The following is a 17515-nucleotide window of genomic DNA, read 5'->3' on the forward strand; positions in this document are numbered from 1 at the left end:
ATTGCCAATGGCCCGCCCGGAGAATCCCATGTCCGCCGCGCATGAAACCGCCGAGCCGATCCTCTCGGTCAACAATATCGAGGTGATCTACGATCACGTGATCCTCGTGCTCAAGGGCGTGTCGCTCACGGTGCCGCGCGGCGGCATCGTGGCGCTGCTCGGCGCCAACGGCGCCGGCAAGACCACGACGCTCAAGGCGGTCTCGAACCTGCTCAGGGCCGAGCGCGGCGATGTCACCAAGGGCTCGATCGTCTTCGAGGGCGAACGGGTCGACGCGATGAGCCCGGCGGATCTCGTCCGCCGCGGCTGCATCCAGGTCATGGAGGGCCGGCATTGCTTCGGCCATCTGACCATCGAGGAGAACCTGCTCACCGGCGCCTTCACGCGGCGGGACGGCCAGGGCGCCATCAAGCGCGACATGGAGATGGTCTATGCCTATTTCCCGCGCCTGCGGCAGCGGATGAAATCCATGGCGGGCTACACGTCCGGCGGCGAGCAGCAGATGTGCGCCATCGGCCGGGCGCTGATGAGCCGGCCGAAGATGATCCTGCTCGACGAGCCCTCGATGGGCCTCGCGCCGCAGATCGTCGAGGAGATCTTCGAGATCGTGAAGGATCTCAACGCCAAGGAGGGCGTCTCGTTCCTGCTCGCCGAGCAGAACACCAACATGGCGCTGAAATACGCGACCTATGGCTACATCATGGAGACCGGCCGCATCGTCATGGATGGCGACGCCCAGTCCCTGCGCGAGAACGAGGACGTCAAGGAATTCTATCTCGGCGTCTCGGAGGGGGACCGCAAGTCGTTCCGGGAGGTCAAGAGCTACAAGCGGCGCAAGCGCTGGCTCGCCTGAGCCCTATCCGCGCAGGGCCATCGTCACCCAGGCGGCGAGGAAGGGGAAGGGCAGCGATACCAGGCAGCGCAGCGCCACCAGCCGCCCCGGCATGGACGGCATCTCCCAGGTGATGATGCGGTTCAGCGTCAGCAGCGACCAGGCGGTTACATAGGCGATCACCTGCGCGAAATCGGCGCCGGCCTTCAGCGCCGCGGCGCCGAGCGCATAGCCGACCACCGGGCCGCCCGGCGTCAGCACGCCGGCAAGGCTCGCGAGAAGCGTGCCGGTGAAGCCGGAATCCGGGCCGAACCAGGCGAGAACGGTCTCCTTCGGCATCAGATGCGCAAGGAAGCCCGAGCCGAGAATGCCGATCATCAGCCGCGGCAGCAGATGCAGGAACTGGCCCTGCGCGTCCTCCAGCCCCTTGATGAAGGTGGAGCGGCCGCGCCGCAGGGCGATGCCGGAGAGCAGGATCGTGATCGCCGCCAGCAGAAGCGTGAAGCCGAGAACGATCACGATCCGGCCTCACCGCCGTTGCCGGCCGGCGGCGCCTTCGCCGTGCGCGGTGCGATACGATCGAGAACCGGCGCGCGGGCGAGAAGCCCGAGCAGGACCGGCAGCGGCAGCGAGATCAGGAAGCGGAACAGCACGAAATCCGGCCCGAAGAACGGCATTTCCCAGATGATCGCGCGGTTGATGCCGACGAGCAGCCAGGCGGAAATGAAGGCGATTGCCGCGCCGCGATCCGCTCCCGATGTCAGCAGCACCGCCGCCAGCGGGAAGATCGTGAACGGGCCGGCCGGGAAGAGCATGCCGATCAGCGCCGCGAGCCCGAGGCCGAGCAGCCCGGAGCCCTCGCCGACGAAGCGCTCGATGGTCTCGCGCGCGATCAGCAGCCGGATCAGCGCGCCGATCAGGCAGCCGAGCGCCACCTTGGGCAGGATCGCGGCGAAGAGCCAGAGATCCTCCGCCAGGATGCGAAGCGCGACGCTGCCGCCTTCGGTCGCAAACACATAGCCGGCCGCGCCGAAGGACAGGCCCGCCACCATGGCGAGCCCCCAATCGAGGCGCAGCAGGCCACGGAAGCGCGAGGCGGGTGGTTCAGCGGGCAAGGCCGGCGAGATCCCGGCTCAGACCTTGGCCGATTGCGCCGCGGCATCGATATGCGCGACGAGGCCCGGTTCGATCCGCAGCGTCGTGGCCAGCGCGGCGAGAAAATCCTTCTCCTCCTGCCGGTCGGGATCGATGGCGAGGCGCGCGGCGGCATAGACCTGCGCGGCCTCCTCGGGCGTGGCGATGCCCGCGGCCAAGGTTGCGAGATCGGCCGGGTTGGCGAATTCCTGCTCCAGGAAGGCGGCGGCCTCCTGGTCGAGGCCCGCCGCCTTGAGGTTGCCGGCGATTGCCGCGCGTTCGGTGGCGTCGACGATGCCGTCCGCGGAGGCCGCGGCGATCATCGCCCGCACCAGGCGGAGCGCATGCCCCTGCTCGTCGGCCGGGGCAGGCAGGGCGGCCGGGGTCGGTCCGGACGCGGCGTCCTGAAGGTCGAGCAGCGGCTTGCCGGCCTGGTAGTTCTGGAAGGCTTTGTAGGCGAGCCCTCCGATCAGCGCGAGCCCCCCCATCTTCGCCGCGCCGGCGGTGAGCTTCCGGCCGCCTTCCGTGCCGAGCAGCACGGCGGCGAGGCCGCCGAGCGCCGCGCCGGTCGCGAGCTGGTTGCGCGCCGCCAGGTCCTTCGCCTGGGCGATGAAATCCGACGGGGTGCGGCCCGTGGATTGGGTGACCATGTCCGAGGCGCGCTGCGAGGCGCCGGTCGCGGCATCGATCTGGCCTGCGGCCTGGCTCATGCCGGCCGTCGCCTGGTTGAGCACCTGGCCGACCACGGCCCCGATCTGCCCGAGGCCCGACGCGCCTCCGGATCCCGACTGGACGAGCATGTCGAGCAGCTTGCGCGCGTCAAACATCGAGTTCACCCTTTCGTTTCAATTCCGCTGACGGGATCTGGGGTGACGAAGCGCGATGGCAAGATGATGACGGTGCGGAACCGGCGCGGCGTCAATCGCGCAGCAGCTCGTTGATTCCGGTCTTGGAGCGCGTCTGGGCATCGACGGTCTTGACGATCACCGCGCAATAGGTCGAGGGGCCGGGCGTTCCGTCCGGCAGCGGGCGGCCCGGCAGGTTGCCGGAGACGACGACCGAATAGGGCGGCACATGGCCGATATGCACCGCGCCGGTGTTGCGGTCGATGATCTTGGTCGAGGCCGAGATGAAGACGCCCATCGCGATCACCGAGCCCTCGCCGACGATCACCCCCTCGACGACCTCGGAGCGCGCGCCGATGAAGCAATTGTCCTCGATGATGGTCGGGTTCGCCTGCAACGGCTCCAGCACGCCGCCGATGCCGACGCCGCCCGAGAGATGCACGTTCCGGCCGATCTGCGCGCAGGACCCGACGGTCGCCCAGGTATCGACCATCGTGCCCTCGTCGACATAGGCGCCGACATTGACGAAGCTCGGCATCAGCACCACGGATTTCCCGATATAGGCCGAGCGGCGCACGACGCAGTTCGGGACGGCGCGGAACCCGGCGGTCTGGAACGCGGCCGGATCCATGCCGGCGAATTTCGAGTCCACCTTGTCCCACCAGGTCGCGCCGCCGGGACCACCAGGGATCGGCGCCATGTCATTGAGGCGGAAGGAGAGCAGAACGGCCTTCTTCAGCCATTGATGGACAATCCAGGCTGCGGGGCCGGATTGGCCGGGCCGGCGCTCGGCGACGCGCAGGCGGCCGGAATCGAGCCCGGCCAGGGCCTCCTCCACCGCTTCGCGCACCGCGCCGCGGGTGGCGGGGCTGATCTCGGCCCGGTTTTCCCAGGCGGCATCGATGGTGGCGGCGAGCGACATGGCGGCTCCTTCAAGGTCTCCGGTTCGGCGGTTCTGGTCCGGGATCGGGATGTGGTTGTCAAGCGGGGCGACGGGGCAGCGCCGCGGCGAGCAGATCGAGGAAGCGCGGCAGGTCCGCGGTGATCGCATCGAAGATCGGGCGCGGCGCGGCCACGCCCAGGCGCTCCCAATCCTCCTTGTGGTCGCCGCGCGCATCCGGCACCACCAGCACGGTGCGCATGCCGAGCTGTACCGGCACGTCGAGATTGCGCGGGATATCCTCGAACATCGCCGCCGCGGCCGGGGCGATCGCATGCGTCGCGAGGAAGCGTTCATAGGTCTCGCGCGCCGGCTTCGGCGTGAAGCGCGAGGCGACGATGTCGAACACGTCGGCGAAGAGATGGTCGATGCCGAGCTGACGCATCGTCTCCTCGGCATGGCGGCGCGAGCCGTTGGTGAACACGAATTTCCGTCCCGGCAGCCGCGCGATGGCATCGGCGAGGCGCGCATCGGCCGGCAGGTTCGAACGGTCGATGTCGTGCACGAAATCGAGGAAATCGTGCGGGTCGATCGCGTGCTCGCGCATCAATCCGTTCAGCGTCGTGCCATGGGCCTGGTAATAATATTTCTGGAGGGCGCGCGCCGTCAGCCCGTCGACCCCGAGCAGGTTCGAGACATAGGCCGTGATCTTCTGGTCCACCTTCGGCCAGAGATCGGCATGGGGCGGATAGAGCGTGTTGTCGAGATCGAAGATCCAGCTCTCGACCGCGGTGAAACGCTGCGCGAGTGCGGGATCGGCCGGGTTTTGTTGAACAGCCATGGCGGGCGCTCAGATCCCGGTCCGGCTCAGCAGCGCGGCCGAGAGCGTGCCCTCGTCGAGATAATCGAGTTCCCCGCCCACCGGCACGCCATGGGCCAGCCGCGTCACCGTCACTCCGGCCTCGCCGAGCAGGTCGGTGATGTAATGCGCCGTTGTCTGGCCCTCGACCGTGGCGTTGAGCGCGAGGATCACCTCCCGCACCTCCGGCCGGGTGGCGCGCTCGACAAGACGCGGCAGCGCGAGATCCTCGGGGCCGATGGCGTCGAAGGGCGAGAGCGTCGCGCCGAGCACGTGGTAATCCGCCCGCAGCGCCCCGGCGCGCTCCAGCGCCCAGAGATCGCCGACGCTTTCCACCACCACGATGATCGAGCGGTCGCGGCGCGGGTCGCGGCAGAGCGTGCAGGGATCGGCGGTGTCGAGATTGCCGCAGGTCGAGCAGGTGACGATCCGCTCCGCGGCAACGCGCATCGCCTCCGCCAGCGGGGCGAGCAGTTCCTCGCGCTTGCGCATCAGGTGCAGCACCGCGCGCCGCGCCGAGCGCGGGCCGAGGCCGGGCAGGCGCGCGAGAAGCTGGATCAGCCGTTCGATTTCGGGGCCGGCGAGGGATTGGGCCATGCGGGTTTCGGGTCGTTTATCCGTCGCGCCGGGGCGCGCACTGGTCAGAAGGGCAGCTTGAAGCCGGGCGGCAGCGGCAGCCCGCCCATCAGCCCCTGTGTCTTTTCGGCGATGACGCTCTCCATCCTGGTTCGCGCATCGGCATGGGCCGCGACGATCAGATCCTCGAGGATCTCCTTCTCCTCCGCCTTCATCAGTGTGGGGTCGATCGAAACCGCGCGCAGCGCGCCCTTGGCCGTGAGCGTCACCATGACCAGCCCGGCCCCGGCTCGCCCTTCGACAAGGGTAGCGTCAAGCTCGGCCTGCATCGCCTCCATCTTGGCCTTGAGCCCGGCCATTTCCTTCATCATGCCCATCAGGTCGCGCATGGCGGTTGCAGTCTCCCTTTCATCAGAGATCGTCCTCGGTGAACGTGGCGGCATCCTCGCCGGCGGGCGCATCGTCGGGCGCCGCGAGGTGGTCGGCGGCGGCCGGCTCGCGCACGGCGGTGATCTCGGCACCGGGGAACCGGTCGAGCACCGCGCGCACCGCCGGGTTGTTCTGCACGCCGGCGCGTCCGGCCTGGCGTTCGGCTTCCCGCGCCTCGCGCAGGGTAGGTACGCGGGAATCGGGGGCGGGCTCGCGCGCGATCGAGATGCCCCAGCGGGTTCCCGTCCAGTCGAGCAGCGCCTTGGCGAGGCGGTTCGGGAGATCGGCCTCGGCGGCCGGAAGCAGCGCGATCTCGATCCGGCCGGGCTCGAAGGCGACGACGCGGATATCGCGTTCGAGCGCGGTCTGGAGGCGGATGTCGCGATGGCGCTCGGCCAAGGCGACGATCTCGGGCAGCGAGCCCGGCAGCGCCGGGGCGGGCAGGGTTGCCTCGGCGCGGGCGAGAGGTTCGGCATGGGCGGGCGCCTCGACGCGCATGGCGCCGCGATCCGAGACCAGCCGGGGCGGCGTGGCGCCGGCCTGCTGCTGCGGTGCCATGCCGCGGGGCTCGCCGGCCGAAGGAACGGGCGCCCGCGACGTGGCGGAGGCAGCAGCCCCGCCCTTCAGTTCGCGGATCACCTCCGCCGGGCTCGGCAGCTCGGCCGCATAGGCGAGGCGCACGAGCACCATCTCGGCGGCGATTCGCGGCCGCGCCGCGGCCTGCACCTCGCCGATGCCCTTGAGCAGGATCTGCCAGGCCATGGTCAGCGCGCGGATCGGGAGCGCTTTCGCGAATTCGCCACCGCGTCGCCGCTCCGTCTCGCTGAGCGCAGGATCCCTCGCGGCGTCCGGCACGAGCTTGAGCCGCGTCACGACATGCACGAATTCCGCAAGATCGGTGATGATCGCGGCCGGGTCGGCGCCGGAATCGTATTGGCTTGCGAATTCCTCGAGCGCAGCGGCGATCTCGCCCCGCATCAGCGCCTCGAACAGATCGATGACCCGGGCGCGATCGGCGAGGCCCAACGCGGCGCGGACCTCCTCGGCGCGCACCGCGCCGCCGCCATGCGCGATCACCTGATCGAGCAGGGAGAGCGCGTCGCGCATCGAGCCTTCCGAGGCCCGCGCGATGAGGGCCATCGCCTCCGGCTCGACCCGGACGGCCTCGGCTTCCGCGATGCGGTCGAGATAGGCGATCATCGCCGGCATCTCGATGCGGCGCAGGTCGAAGCGCTGGCAGCGCGAGAGCACCGTCACCGGCACCTTGCGGATCTCGGTGGTGGCGAACAGGAACTTCACATGCGGAGGCGGTTCCTCGAGCGTCTTGAGCAGGCCGTTGAAGGCCGCCTTCGACAGCATGTGAACCTCGTCGATAATGTAGACCTTGGTGCGCGCCGAGACCGGCTTGTAGCGCGCCGCCTCGATGATCTCGCGCACATTGTCGATCGAGGTGTTGGAGGCCGCGTCCATCTCGATCACGTCGACATGCCGGCTTTCCATGATCGCCTGGCAATGCAGGCCCGGCTCGGGCATGTCGATCGCAGGCTGGCGGATCGTCTCGGTTTCGTAGTTGAGCGCGCGGGCGAGGATCCGCGCGGTCGTCGTCTTGCCGACGCCGCGGACGCCGGTGAAGATATAGGCCTGATGGATGCGGCCGGTGGCGAAGGCGTTGCGGAGCGTCCGCACCATCGGCTCCTGGCCGATCAGATCCATGAAGCTCTGCGGGCGGTATTTGCGCGCCAGCACGCGATAGGCGCCCGCTGCGGCGGCCGGGCCAGGATCGAGGGAGATATCGTCGGCTGCCATCCGGCTGCGGCCTCACCCATCAAGACGGCCAGCGGGGGCGCGCGAGGCAAAAGCGAGGTGGGAGGCTGGAACAATGACCCGCCCGGTCTCGTTAGGGCTGCTTCCTTCCGGACCTGACCCGGTTGGCGAGGGATGCGTCCATCGCCAACCTCCCACGCGCTATATCGGCGATCCGGCGCGTGAAAACAAGTGCCGGCTGGGGATGGCGGAGCGCTGCGCGCTTCGCTAGAAGATGGAGCCCCAAGCCCCGCGCAGGAACGCCCATGCCGGAAACCGGTTTCGTCCTCGACCCGCGCCTCGACGAGGTGGGGATCGCGCTTCACGATCTGCCGCTCTCGACAATCTTCCTGTTCGACGATGCGCGCTTCCCCTGGCTCATGCTCGTGCCGCGCCGTGCCGGGATCACCGAGATCCTCGATCTTGCGGAGGCGGATCGTCGCCAGCTCTTCGACGAGACCCTGCGCGCCGCTGCGGCCTTGCGCGCGGTCTCGGCGCCGGACAAGCTCAATATCGGCGCGCTCGGCAATATAGTCCGGCAGCTCCATGTCCATGTCGTCGGCCGCTTCCAGTCCGATCCCGCCTGGCCCGGCCCGGTCTGGGGGCATGGCGAGCGCCGGCCCTATCCGCCGCACATGGCCGGCCCGCTGATCGACCGGCTGAGCGAGGCGCTCGCGCGATGAATGGCGCGGCGCCTCTGCTGTTCCGGCCGCTGATGGAGACGGGTGCGCCGGAAGGGCTCGGCTTCGCCCATGGCGCGCTCGACCGCTCGGCCCAGTTCCGCGCCCGGCCGGAGATCGTCGAAGCCCTGCTCGGCCGCCCGGAGACGCGGTTCTACGCCTTCTGCGGCGATCATGCCGTGCTGCGGAGCGAGGGATACGCGCCGCTCTTCACCCGGCCGGCGCTGCCGCTGCCGGATCATCATGCCGAGACGCTCTTCCTCGGGCGGGACGGCGAGGCGGCGCGCTTCGCCGTGGCGATCGATCCGGGGCAGGCGGAGATGCTCAAGGCCGATCCGGCGCTGACGCTGGTCGGCCTGCGGGCGCTGGCGATCGAGGCCCGCCTCGCCCCGGCCGATCTCGGCGCGATCGCGCAGGGCAAGGCGATGCTGCACTGGCATGCCCGGCACCGGTTCTGCGCCAATTGCGGTGCGCCGACGCGGATCGCCGAAGCCGGCTGGAAACGCGTGTGCGACTCCTGCTCGGCGGAGCATTTCCCGCGCACGGACCCGGTGGTCATCATGCTGACGATCGACGGCGAGAACTGCCTGCTCGGCCGCTCGCCGCGCTTTCCGCCGGGCATGTATTCCTGCCTCGCGGGCTTCGTCGAGCCCGGCGAGACGATCGAGGATGCGGTGCGCCGCGAGACCTTCGAGGAGGCCGGGATCCTCGGCGGGCGCGTCACCATCCTTGCGAACCAGCCCTGGCCCTTCCCGATGAGCCTGATGATCGGCGCCTTCGTGGAGGCCCGCTCGACCAGGATCGCCGTCGATCTCGACGAACTCGAGGATTGCCGCTGGTTCTCGCGCGATGCGGTGAAGCTGATGATCGAAGGACGGCATCCCGAGGGGATCACCGTGCCGGTCGGGATGGCGATCGCGAATCATCTCATCCGGCATTTCGCGGGGGCGTGAGGGGCGGCCGTTCCGGGCTCCCGCGCCGGCGCGCGTCATTCCGCCGGCGGGGCGATCTGCGCGCGGTAGGGATGCGCGGGATAGGTGCCGAGCACCTTCAATTCCTTCGAGAAGAACTGCAATTCCTCGAGCGCGAGGCGGAGCGGCCGCGCCTCGGGGTGGCCCTCGACCTCGGCATAGAACTGCGTCGCCGAGAACTGGCCCTCGATCATGTAGCTCTCGAGCTTGGTCATGTTGACGCCGTTGGTCGCGAAGCCGCCCATCGCCTTGTAGAGCGCCGCCGGCACGTTGCGCACCCGGAAGACGAAGCTCGTCATCACTGGGCCGGAATCAGCCGGCGCGTCGCGGCGCTCGCGCGCGAGAATGACGAAGCGGGTGGTGTTGTGGTTCTCGTCCTGGATGTCCTCGGCGAGGATTTCGAGGCCGTAGACCGTGGCGGCGAGGCGGGGTGCAATCGCGGCGCGGGTCACGTCGCCCGCTTCCGCGACCTGCCGTGCCGAGCCCGCCGTATCCGCCGCCACCACGGGCTTCAGGCCGAGCTTCCGCAAGGTGCGGCGGCACTGGCCGAGCGCCATGATATGGCTCTGCGCCTCGCGGATTGTTGCGAGCGTCGCGCCCTTCGGCGCCATCAGGTGGAAATGGATCGGCAGGAAATGCTCGCCGATGATGTGGAAGCCCGAGCCCGGCAGCAGGTGATGGATATCGGCCACGCGGCCGGCGATCGAATTGTCGATCGGGATCATCGCGAGATCGGCGCTGCGGTCGCCGAGCGCGGCGAAGGCATCCTCGAAGGTCGCGCAGGGCAGCGCCTCCCAATCGGGATAGACCTCGTTGCAGGCGATCTCGGAATTGGCGCCCCGCTCGCCCTGGAACGCGATGACCTTCGGCATGGATGCTCCTGTCTAGCTGGCGGGCGCGAGCATGGTGCGGGCGCGCGCGAGGTCGTCCGGGGTGTCGACCCCGAGCGGCACGGTCTCGACCGTGACGATGTCGATCCGCATCCCCGCTTCCAGCGCGCGGAGCTGCTCGAGCTTCTCCCGCATCTCGAGCGGGGAGGGCGGCAGCGCCACGAAGCGGCGCAGCGCCGCCCGGCGATAGGCATAGAGGCCGATATGGTGAAGCAGATCGCCCTCGCCCCACGGCGCGGTGGCGCGCGTGAAATAGAGCGCGCGCAGCCGGCGGGTTCCGATCGGCGTGCCGATCGCCTTCACGACATGGCTCGCCGTGCGCTCCTCCTCGCGGCGGATGATCGCGGCGAGCGTCGCGATCTCGACGGCGGGATCGGCGAGCGGCAGGAGCGAATCGGCGATGATCCGCGGGTCGATCGTCGGCAGGTCGCCCTGGACATTGACGACGACGTCGTGCCGGCCCTCGGGGTCGAAACGCTCGACCGCCTCATGGATGCGGTCCGAGCCGGACGGATGGTCGGCGCGGGTCATCACCGCTTCGCCGCCGGCCTGCCGGACCGCGCGGGCGATCTCGTCCGAATCGGTCGCGACGATCACCGGGCCGATCCCGGCCTCGCCGGCCCGGCGCCAGACATGCACGATCATAGGGAGGCCGTTGATGTCGGCCATCGGCTTGCCGGGAAGCCGCAGCGCGGCCATGCGGGCGGGGATGACGATGATCGGATCGGACATGGCGGAACGCACGGGAGGTCAGCTTCGGCCGGAGTGGCGGAACGTAGCAACAAGGACGCGCTTATACGGGTTGCAATCCGCCATTGAAAGCGGGTAATCAGCCAAGGTTTCGCGAAGCGTTCCGGCTCCTCCGCGCCGGGGCCACGGGGTTGCAGGCATGGATTCGAACGAAGTCAACAAGATCGCCGGGGCCATCCTCGGCACGCTGACGCTGGCGATGGGCATCGGGTTCTTCTCCAGCGCGCTGGTGGCGCCGAAAGCCATGCAGAAGGCGGGCTACGAATTGCCCGACAACACCGCCGCCGGCGGCGGACAGGGCGCGGCGCCGGCGGCTGCGGCGGCCGAGGAGCCGATCGCCAAGCGGCTCGCGAGCGCGGATGTCGGCAAGGGCGAGGCTGCGGCCAAGAAATGCGCCTCCTGCCACCAGTTCGTGAAGGACGGCAAGAACGGCCAGGGACCGGCGCTCTGGGGCGTGGTCGCCAATGCCAAGGGCGCCAAGGCGGGGTTCAACTATTCCGCCGCGCTTAAGGAGCGTGCCGGCAAGGGCGAGAAATGGGATTACGAGGCGCTCGACGCCTTCATCAAGAACCCGAAGGGCTACATCTCCGGCACCTCGATGGGGTTTGCCGGCGTCGCGCGGCCGGATGAGCGCGCGAATATCATCGCCTATCTGCGCAGCCTCGCGGACCAGCCGGCGCCGCTGCCGCAATAAGCGCGCGTCTCGCGCACGGGAAAGGGCCGGTTCCGGCCCTTTTTTGTTGTTATGCGGAGGGGGCGCGCAGCGGGCTGGCCATGCCGCACCGGTGCGGCATATTCTCGGCCTGACCCGCTGCACCGATTCGGTGGGGAAGGCGGGTCCGGCCCGAGGAGACGGCATGGCGGAATGGAACGGCCCCCCGCGGCACGCGCGCCCGGCGATGACGCGCCGCGCAGCGCTCCGCTTCGGTGCCCATATCGGGGTTGCGACGATCCTGCCGCGTCTGCCCGCGGCCGCGCAGCCCGCGGAACCGGAATTCGGCCCCGAACGCCATGGCATGTCGATCTTCGGCGATCTCCGCTATCCGCCGGATTTCCGGCATTTCGATTATGTGAATCCGAACGCGCCGAAAGGTGGCGAGATCGCGCTCCAGGTCGGCAGCACCGGCGGGAACCAGAACTTCCTCACCTTCGACACGCTCAACATCTATTCCCAGAAGGGCAATGGCGCGGCCGGGATGGGGCTGATCTTCGACAGCCTGATGGCCGGCTCGGCTGACGAACCGGATTCGCTCTACGGGCTTGTCGCGAAATCGGTGCGGGCCAGCGCCGACGGGCTCCGCTATCGTTTTGCGCTGCGGCCCGAGGCGCGGTTTCATGATGGCTCGCCGCTGCGTGCCGAGGATGTCGTCTTTACGCTCGAAACGCTGAAGGGCGAGAAGGCCTACCCCACCTACCGGCAATTGCTGCGGCGTGTCGCCGAGGCGCGCGCGCTCGATCCCCTCACGGTCGAGTTCCGGTTCGAGGCGGGCCGCTCGCGCGAATTGCCGCTGATCGTCGCCGGCCTGCCGATCCTGTCGAAAGCCTATTACGCCAGCCGCGATTTCGAGGCGGCGACGCTCGAGAGCCCGCTCGGTTCCGGGGCCTACAGGGTCGAGCGGATCGATCAGGGCCGGACGATCGTCTTCCGTCGGGTCGAGGATTACTGGGCGAAGGATCTTCCGGTTTCGGTCGGGCAGGGCAATTTCGACCGCATCCGCTACGAATATTTCCGCGATCGCGAGGCGGCGTTTCAGGCCTTCACCGCCGGCACCTTCACCTTCCGCGAGGAGTTCACCTCGATCATCTGGGCGACGCGCTACGATTTTCCCGCGGCGCGGGACGGGCGCGTGAAGCGCGAGGTGGTGGCGGATGGCCGTCCCTCCGGCACGCAGGGTTGGTTCATCAACACGCGCCGGCCGCAATTCAAGGATCCCCGCGTGCGCGAGGCGATCGCGCTCTGCTTCGACTTCGAGTGGACCAACAAGAACCTGATGTACGGGCTCTTCAAGCGGACGAATTCCTATTTCGAGAATTCGCCGCTCAAGGCGGCGGGCAAGCCCTCGCCGCAGGAACTGGCGCTCCTCGAACCCTTACGCGGCAAGGTTCCGGACGAGGTGTTCGGCGAGCCCTATTCGGCACCGGTGACGGATGGTTCGGGGCAGGACCGCGCGGTGCTGCGCAAGGCGGCGCAGCTTCTCGCCGAGGCCGGGTGCCGGCGCGGGCAGGACGGCAAGATGCGCCTGCCCGACGGCAAGCCGATCACGATCGAGTTCCTCGAGGATGACAATGCGCTCAACCGCCACACGACCGGCTTCGTCAATGGGCTGCGCGCGATCGGCATCGAGGCGAATATCCGGGTGATCGATCCCGCCCAGTTCCAGCGCCGGGTGCAGGATTTCGATTTCGACCTGGTGATGCGCCGCTACGCGATGTCCATGACGCCGGGCGATTCACTCAAGCTGATCTTCGGCTCCGAATTCGCGAATGTGCCGGGCGCGCGCAACCTCTCCGGCATCGCCGATCCGGCCATCGATGCGATCCTCGAGCGGATCGTCGCAGCCGGGACGCGCGAAGACCTCACGATCGCCACCCGCGTGCTCGACCGGCTGCTCCGCGCCGGGCGCTACTGGGTTTCGGCCTGGTATTCCGGCGACCGGCGGCTCGCCTATTGGGACCTGTTCGGCAAGCCCGAGCCCTTTCCGGCGCTCGCCTCCGGAACGGCGGACAGCGTGGCGGCCGGCATCTGGTGGTATGACGCCGAGAAGGCGCGGAAGCTCGGGAAATAGGCCGCCATGCTCGCCTATATCCTCCGTCGCCTGGCGCTGATGATTCCCACCCTGCTCGGGATCCTGGCCCTGTCCTTCGTCATCATCCAGTTCGCGCCCGGCGGGCCGGTCGAGCGGATCATCGCCCAGATCCAGGGGCAGGATTCCGCCCAGAGCCGGCTCGGCGGGGGGGCGGGTGATATCGGCGCCAACGCGGTCCAGGCCGATGCGGGCTCGGCCTATCGCGGCGCGCAGGGGCTCGACCCGGCCTTCATCAAGGAGCTGGAGCGCCAGTTCGGCTTCGACAAGCCGGCGCATGAGCGCTTCCTCAAGATGGTCGGCGATTACGCGCGCTTCGATTTCGGCCGCTCCTTCTTCCGCGATGCGAGCGTGATCGACCTGATCAAGGAGAAGCTCCCGGTCTCGATCTCGCTCGGCTTGTGGATGACGCTGATCTCCTACGCGATCTCGATCCCGCTCGGCATCGCCAAGGCGCGGCGCGACGGCACGGCCTTCGATGTCTGGACGAGCGCGGTGATCGTGATCGGCTACGCGATCCCGAGCTTCCTTTTCGCGGTGCTGCTGGTGGTTCTGTTCGCGGGCGGATCGTTCTGGCAGATCTTCCCGCTGCGCGGGCTCACTTCGGCCAATTTCGCGGACTTGTCGCCGCTCGGCAAGGTGGCGGATTATGCCTGGCACATCGCCCTGCCGGTAACGGCGATGGTGATCTCGCAATTCGCGACCCTGACGCTGCTGACCAAGAATTCCTTCCTCGACGAGATCCGCAAGCAATATGTCCTGACCGCGCGGATGAAGGGGCTGACCGAGCGCCGCGTGCTCTATGGCCATGTCTTCCGCAACGCGATGCTGATCGTCATCGCCGGGTTTCCCGGCGCGTTCATCCATGCCTTTTTCACCGGGGCGCTGCTGATCGAGACGATCTTCTCGCTCGACGGGCTCGGCTATCTCTCGTTCCAGTCGACGCTCGACCGCGATTACCCGGTCGTGTTCGCGACGCTCTATATCTTCGCGCTGATGGGGCTCGTCATCACGCTGATCACCGATCTCACCTACACGCTGATCGATCCCCGCATCGATTTCGAGGCGCGCGATGTCTGAGCCGGTGGAACGGGGCGCGGAGACCGGCGCAGCGGGCGGGCTCAGCGCGGCGGCGCGGGTGCCGGAGGCGCCGCCGCTGCCGCCGATGGGCGGCGTTCTCGGCCGCTTCATCCGCCTCTCGCCGCTCAACCGCCGCCGGCTTCAGAATTTCCGTGCCAACCGGCGCGGCTACTGGGCCTTCTGGCTGTTTCTCGTGCTGTTCGTGCTGACGCTGTTCGCCGAGTTCATCGCCAATGATCGGCCCATCATCGGCCGTTACAAGGGCGAATGGCTGTTTCCGGTGCTCATCGATTACCCGGAGGAGAAATTCGGCGGCTTCCTCGCGGTGACGGATTACCGCGACCCGGTGATCGCCGACGAGATCCGCGCCCATGGCTTCCTCGTCTTTCCGCCGATCCGCTTCCATCATCAGACGATCCAGCGCGATCTGCCGACGCCCGCGCCCTCGCCGCCAACCTGGTGGCTGACGGAGGCGCAATGCGCGCCCATCGCGGCAAAGCGCGGCGGCAGCGGCTGCCAGGATCTCGAATGGAACTGGCTCGGCACCGATGATCGCGGCCGCGATGTCGCGGCGCGGCTCATCTACGGGTTCCGCATCTCGGTGCTATTCGGGCTGGTCCTGGCGCTGGTCTCGTCGGTGATCGGCGTCGCTGCGGGGGCGGTGCAGGGCTATTTCGGCGGCTGGATCGATCTCATTGGGCAGCGGATCATCGAGATCTGGACCTCGATGCCGCAGCTCTACCTGCTGATCATCCTCTCGGCGGTGATCACGCCGAGCTTCCTGATCCTGCTCGGCATCCTGCTCCTGTTCAAATGGACGACGCTGGTCGGCATCGTGCGGGCGGAGTTCTTTCGCGCGCGCAATTTCGAATATGTCAACGCCGCCCGTGCCTTGGGACTTTCCGACCGGCAGATCATGGTCCGCCACATGCTGCCCAACGCGATGGTGGCGACGCTGACCTATCTGCCCTTCGTGGTCAACGCTTCCATCACCACGCTGACCTCGCTCGATTATCTCGGCTTCGGGCTGCCGCCGGGCTCGCCCTCGCTCGGGGAGTTGCTCCAGCAGGGAAAGTCGAACCTCCAGGCGCCCTGGCTCGGCATTTCCGGCTTCGTTGTGATCGCGACGATGCTTTCGCTGCTGGTCTTCATCGGCGAGGCGGTGCGGGATGCCTTCGATCCGCGGAAGAGCTTCGGATGAGCGCCGCGCCGCTTCTCTCCGTCCGGGATCTCTCCGTCGCCTTCCGGCATGGCAAGGCGGAAACGCTCGCGGTCGATCGCGTCTCGTTCGAGATCGACCGCGGCGAGACGCTGGCGATCGTCGGCGAATCCGGGTCCGGGAAATCGGTCTCGGCATTGTCGATCGTGCGGCTGCTCAATTACCCCGCGGCCTCGCATCCTTCGGGCGAGATCCTGTTCCGGCCGCGCAGCGGCGCGGTGCTTGATCTGCTCTCGGCCGACGAGGAGCGGCTCCGGGCCGTGCGCGGCAACGCGATCTCGATGATGTTCCAGGAACCGATGACCTCGCTCAACCCGCTCCACACGATCGAGCGGCAGATCGGCGAGATTCTCGCCGTGCATCGCGGGCTTTCGGGCGAGGCGGCGCGCGCCCAGGTGCTCGACTTGCTGGCGAAGGTCGGCATCCGGGATCCCGCGACCCGACTCGGCGCCTATCCGCACCAGCTCTCCGGCGGCCAGCGCCAGCGGGTGATGATCGCGATGGCGCTCGCCAACGCGCCGGACCTCCTGATCGCCGACGAACCGACGACCGCGCTCGACGTGACCGTGCAGGCGAAGATCCTCGACCTGCTGCGCGATCTCCAGCGCGAGACGGGCATGGCGATGCTGTTCATCACCCATGATCTCGGTCTCGTGCGCCGGGTCGCGCATCGCGTCATGGTGATGAAGCAGGGCGCGGTGGTGGAGCATGGTCCCGTCGGGGCGGTCTTCGCCGGGCCGCGCCATTCCTATACCCGCGCGCTTCTCGCGGCCGAGCCCAAGGGCGAACCCGCCCTGCCGCATGCCGGGGCGCCGGTTGTCGTCGAGGCGCGCGACATCAAGGTGCATTTCCCGGTGCGCGGCGGCCTCCTTCGGCGCGTGACCGGCCATGTCAAGGCCGTGGACGGGATCTCCCTCACCGTCCGCGCCGGCGAGACGCTGGGGATCGTCGGCGAGTCCGGGTCCGGCAAGACGACGCTCGGCCAGGCGATCCTGCGGCTCATCCGCTCCGAGGGGCGGATTGCCGTTCTGGGGCGCGATATCCACGCGCTCGGCAGCCGGGCTTTGCGGCCGCTGCGCAAGGACATGCAGATCGTCTTCCAGGACCCCTACGGCTCGCTCTCGCCGCGCATGTCCGTGGCGGAGATCGTCGCGGAAGGGCTTTACATCCAGGAGCCCGGCCTGCGGAGCGCGCAGGCACGGACGATCGTCGCGCGCGCGCTCGACGATGTCGGGCTCGATCCGGCGGCGATGGACCGCTATCCGCACGAATTCTCGGGCGGCCAGCGCCAGCGCATCGCCATCGCGCGAGCCATGGCGCTCGACCCGAAATTCGTCGTTCTCGACGAGCCGACCTCGGCGCTCGACATGAGCGTTCAGGCGCAGATCGTCGATCTGCTGCGCACGCTCCAGATCCGCCGGCAGCTCGCCTATCTGTTCATCAGCCACGATCTCAAGGTGGTGCGGGCGCTGGCGAGCCATGTGATCGTCATGCGCAACGGGCGCGTGGTCGAGCAGGGGCCGGCGGCGGCATTGTTCGCGGCGCCGCGCGAGGATTATACGCGCGACCTGTTCCGCGCGGCGTTCAGCCTCGCGGATGCCGCGCCGCCCGCGCCCCGGCAGGGTTAGCACCGACCTAACCGGATCGCCGCGTTTCGGAGGGGTGGCCGGGACGGTTTGGTAGCGCCATGGCGCTATGCTGCGCGTCATCGGGCGCGGGAACGGATCGCACGGCATCGCGCCCGAGGCCATGCGGGGATCAGG

General features: G+C 68.5%; 18 protein-coding genes and 1 other RNA gene. 8 read left to right on the forward strand and 11 right to left on the reverse strand.

Going from position 1 to position 17515, the window contains the following annotated elements; translation table 11 throughout:
- The first annotated feature begins 28 nt into the window (after window positions 1–28).
- The gene (locus FWJ24_RS02960; protein ID WP_206110771.1) at window positions 29–853 is read left to right on the forward strand and encodes an ABC transporter ATP-binding protein; all 825 of its coding nucleotides are present in this window, start codon (window positions 29–31) and stop codon (window positions 851–853) included.
- 3 nt (window positions 854–856) lie between these two features.
- On the opposite strand, the gene FWJ24_RS02965 is transcribed toward FWJ24_RS02960, so the two are convergent.
- From FWJ24_RS02965 to ffs, 9 genes are all read right to left on the reverse strand, one after another.
- On the reverse strand, window positions 857–1351 hold the full coding sequence (locus FWJ24_RS02965; RefSeq protein ID WP_150286273.1) for a hypothetical protein: 495 nt from the start codon (window positions 1349–1351) through the stop codon (window positions 857–859).
- Window positions 1348–1947, reverse strand: coding sequence for a permease (locus FWJ24_RS02970; RefSeq protein WP_150286274.1), 600 nt, complete (start codon window positions 1945–1947; stop codon window positions 1348–1350). The genes FWJ24_RS02965 and FWJ24_RS02970 overlap by 4 nt, the downstream gene beginning before the upstream one ends.
- Before the next feature lie 18 nt (window positions 1948–1965).
- Window positions 1966–2793, reverse strand: coding sequence for a tellurite resistance TerB family protein (locus FWJ24_RS02975; protein ID WP_246155481.1), 828 nt, complete (start codon window positions 2791–2793; stop codon window positions 1966–1968).
- Between the two features lie 91 nt (window positions 2794–2884).
- Window positions 2885–3733, reverse strand: coding sequence for a 2,3,4,5-tetrahydropyridine-2,6-dicarboxylate N-succinyltransferase (dapD, locus tag FWJ24_RS02980; protein WP_150286275.1), 849 nt, complete (start codon window positions 3731–3733; stop codon window positions 2885–2887).
- Window positions 3734–3791: 58 nt separating this feature from the next.
- Window positions 3792–4532 carry a pyrimidine 5'-nucleotidase gene (locus FWJ24_RS02985; protein ID WP_150286276.1) on the reverse strand — a complete coding sequence of 247 codons (741 nt, stop codon included), beginning with the start codon at window positions 4530–4532 and terminating at the stop codon, window positions 3792–3794.
- Window positions 4533–4541: 9 nt separating this feature from the next.
- Window positions 4542–5147 carry a recombination mediator RecR gene (gene recR / locus FWJ24_RS02990; protein WP_150286277.1) on the reverse strand — a complete coding sequence of 202 codons (606 nt, stop codon included), beginning with the start codon at window positions 5145–5147 and terminating at the stop codon, window positions 4542–4544.
- 44 nt (window positions 5148–5191) lie between these two features.
- The gene (locus FWJ24_RS02995) at window positions 5192–5515 is read right to left on the reverse strand and encodes a YbaB/EbfC family nucleoid-associated protein (protein ID WP_150286278.1); all 324 of its coding nucleotides are present in this window, start codon (window positions 5513–5515) and stop codon (window positions 5192–5194) included.
- 22 nt (window positions 5516–5537) lie between these two features.
- Window positions 5538–7361 carry a DNA polymerase III subunit gamma/tau gene (locus FWJ24_RS03000; protein WP_150286279.1) on the reverse strand — a complete coding sequence of 608 codons (1824 nt, stop codon included), beginning with the start codon at window positions 7359–7361 and terminating at the stop codon, window positions 5538–5540.
- Between the two features lie 57 nt (window positions 7362–7418).
- An RNA gene (gene ffs, locus FWJ24_RS03005) (signal recognition particle sRNA small type) lies at window positions 7419–7514 on the reverse strand.
- 110 nt (window positions 7515–7624) lie between these two features.
- On the opposite strand from ffs, the gene FWJ24_RS03010 reads away from it, so the two are divergent.
- Both FWJ24_RS03010 and nudC read left to right on the forward strand, forming a co-directional pair.
- Window positions 7625–8041, forward strand: a complete 417-nt coding sequence (locus FWJ24_RS03010) for an HIT domain-containing protein (RefSeq protein ID WP_150286280.1) — start codon at window positions 7625–7627, stop codon at window positions 8039–8041.
- Complete coding sequence (nudC, locus tag FWJ24_RS03015; protein ID WP_150286281.1) at window positions 8038–8991, forward strand: NAD(+) diphosphatase; 954 nt, start codon at window positions 8038–8040, stop codon at window positions 8989–8991. Before FWJ24_RS03010 ends, nudC begins: the two co-directional genes overlap by 4 nt.
- A gap of 35 nt (window positions 8992–9026) precedes the next feature.
- Here the strand turns inward: nudC and FWJ24_RS03020 are convergent, their stop codons facing one another.
- On the reverse strand, window positions 9027–9881 hold the full coding sequence (locus FWJ24_RS03020) for a prephenate dehydratase (RefSeq protein ID WP_150286282.1): 855 nt from the start codon (window positions 9879–9881) through the stop codon (window positions 9027–9029).
- A 12-nt stretch (window positions 9882–9893) separates the two neighbouring features.
- Window positions 9894–10631 (reverse strand): 3-deoxy-manno-octulosonate cytidylyltransferase, encoded by a 738-nt coding sequence (locus tag FWJ24_RS03025; protein ID WP_150286283.1) that lies wholly within the window; start codon window positions 10629–10631, stop codon window positions 9894–9896.
- Window positions 10632–10788: 157 nt separating this feature from the next.
- Here FWJ24_RS03025 and FWJ24_RS03030 point away from each other — a divergent pair, with 157 nt between their 5' ends.
- From FWJ24_RS03030 to FWJ24_RS03050, 5 genes are all read left to right on the forward strand, one after another.
- Window positions 10789–11343, forward strand: a complete 555-nt coding sequence (locus FWJ24_RS03030; RefSeq protein WP_150286284.1) for a c-type cytochrome — start codon at window positions 10789–10791, stop codon at window positions 11341–11343.
- Between the two features lie 163 nt (window positions 11344–11506).
- Entirely contained in the window at window positions 11507–13435 is a 1929-nt protein-coding gene (locus tag FWJ24_RS03035) for an extracellular solute-binding protein (RefSeq protein ID WP_246155482.1), read from the forward strand.
- A gap of 6 nt (window positions 13436–13441) precedes the next feature.
- Complete coding sequence (locus FWJ24_RS03040) at window positions 13442–14533, forward strand: microcin C ABC transporter permease YejB (RefSeq protein ID WP_150286285.1); 1092 nt, start codon at window positions 13442–13444, stop codon at window positions 14531–14533.
- Window positions 14526–15734 (forward strand): ABC transporter permease, encoded by a 1209-nt coding sequence (locus tag FWJ24_RS03045; protein ID WP_166443567.1) that lies wholly within the window; start codon window positions 14526–14528, stop codon window positions 15732–15734. The genes FWJ24_RS03040 and FWJ24_RS03045 overlap by 8 nt, the downstream gene beginning before the upstream one ends.
- On the forward strand, window positions 15731–17380 hold the full coding sequence (locus FWJ24_RS03050; RefSeq protein ID WP_150286286.1) for an ABC transporter ATP-binding protein: 1650 nt from the start codon (window positions 15731–15733) through the stop codon (window positions 17378–17380). The genes FWJ24_RS03045 and FWJ24_RS03050 overlap by 4 nt, the downstream gene beginning before the upstream one ends.
- Window positions 17381–17515: the final 135 nt, after the last annotated feature.

Origin of the sequence: Rhabdaerophilum calidifontis (assembly GCF_008641065.1) — a bacterium.
Taxonomy (GTDB): Bacteria; Pseudomonadota; Alphaproteobacteria; order Rhizobiales; family Beijerinckiaceae; genus Rhabdaerophilum; species Rhabdaerophilum calidifontis.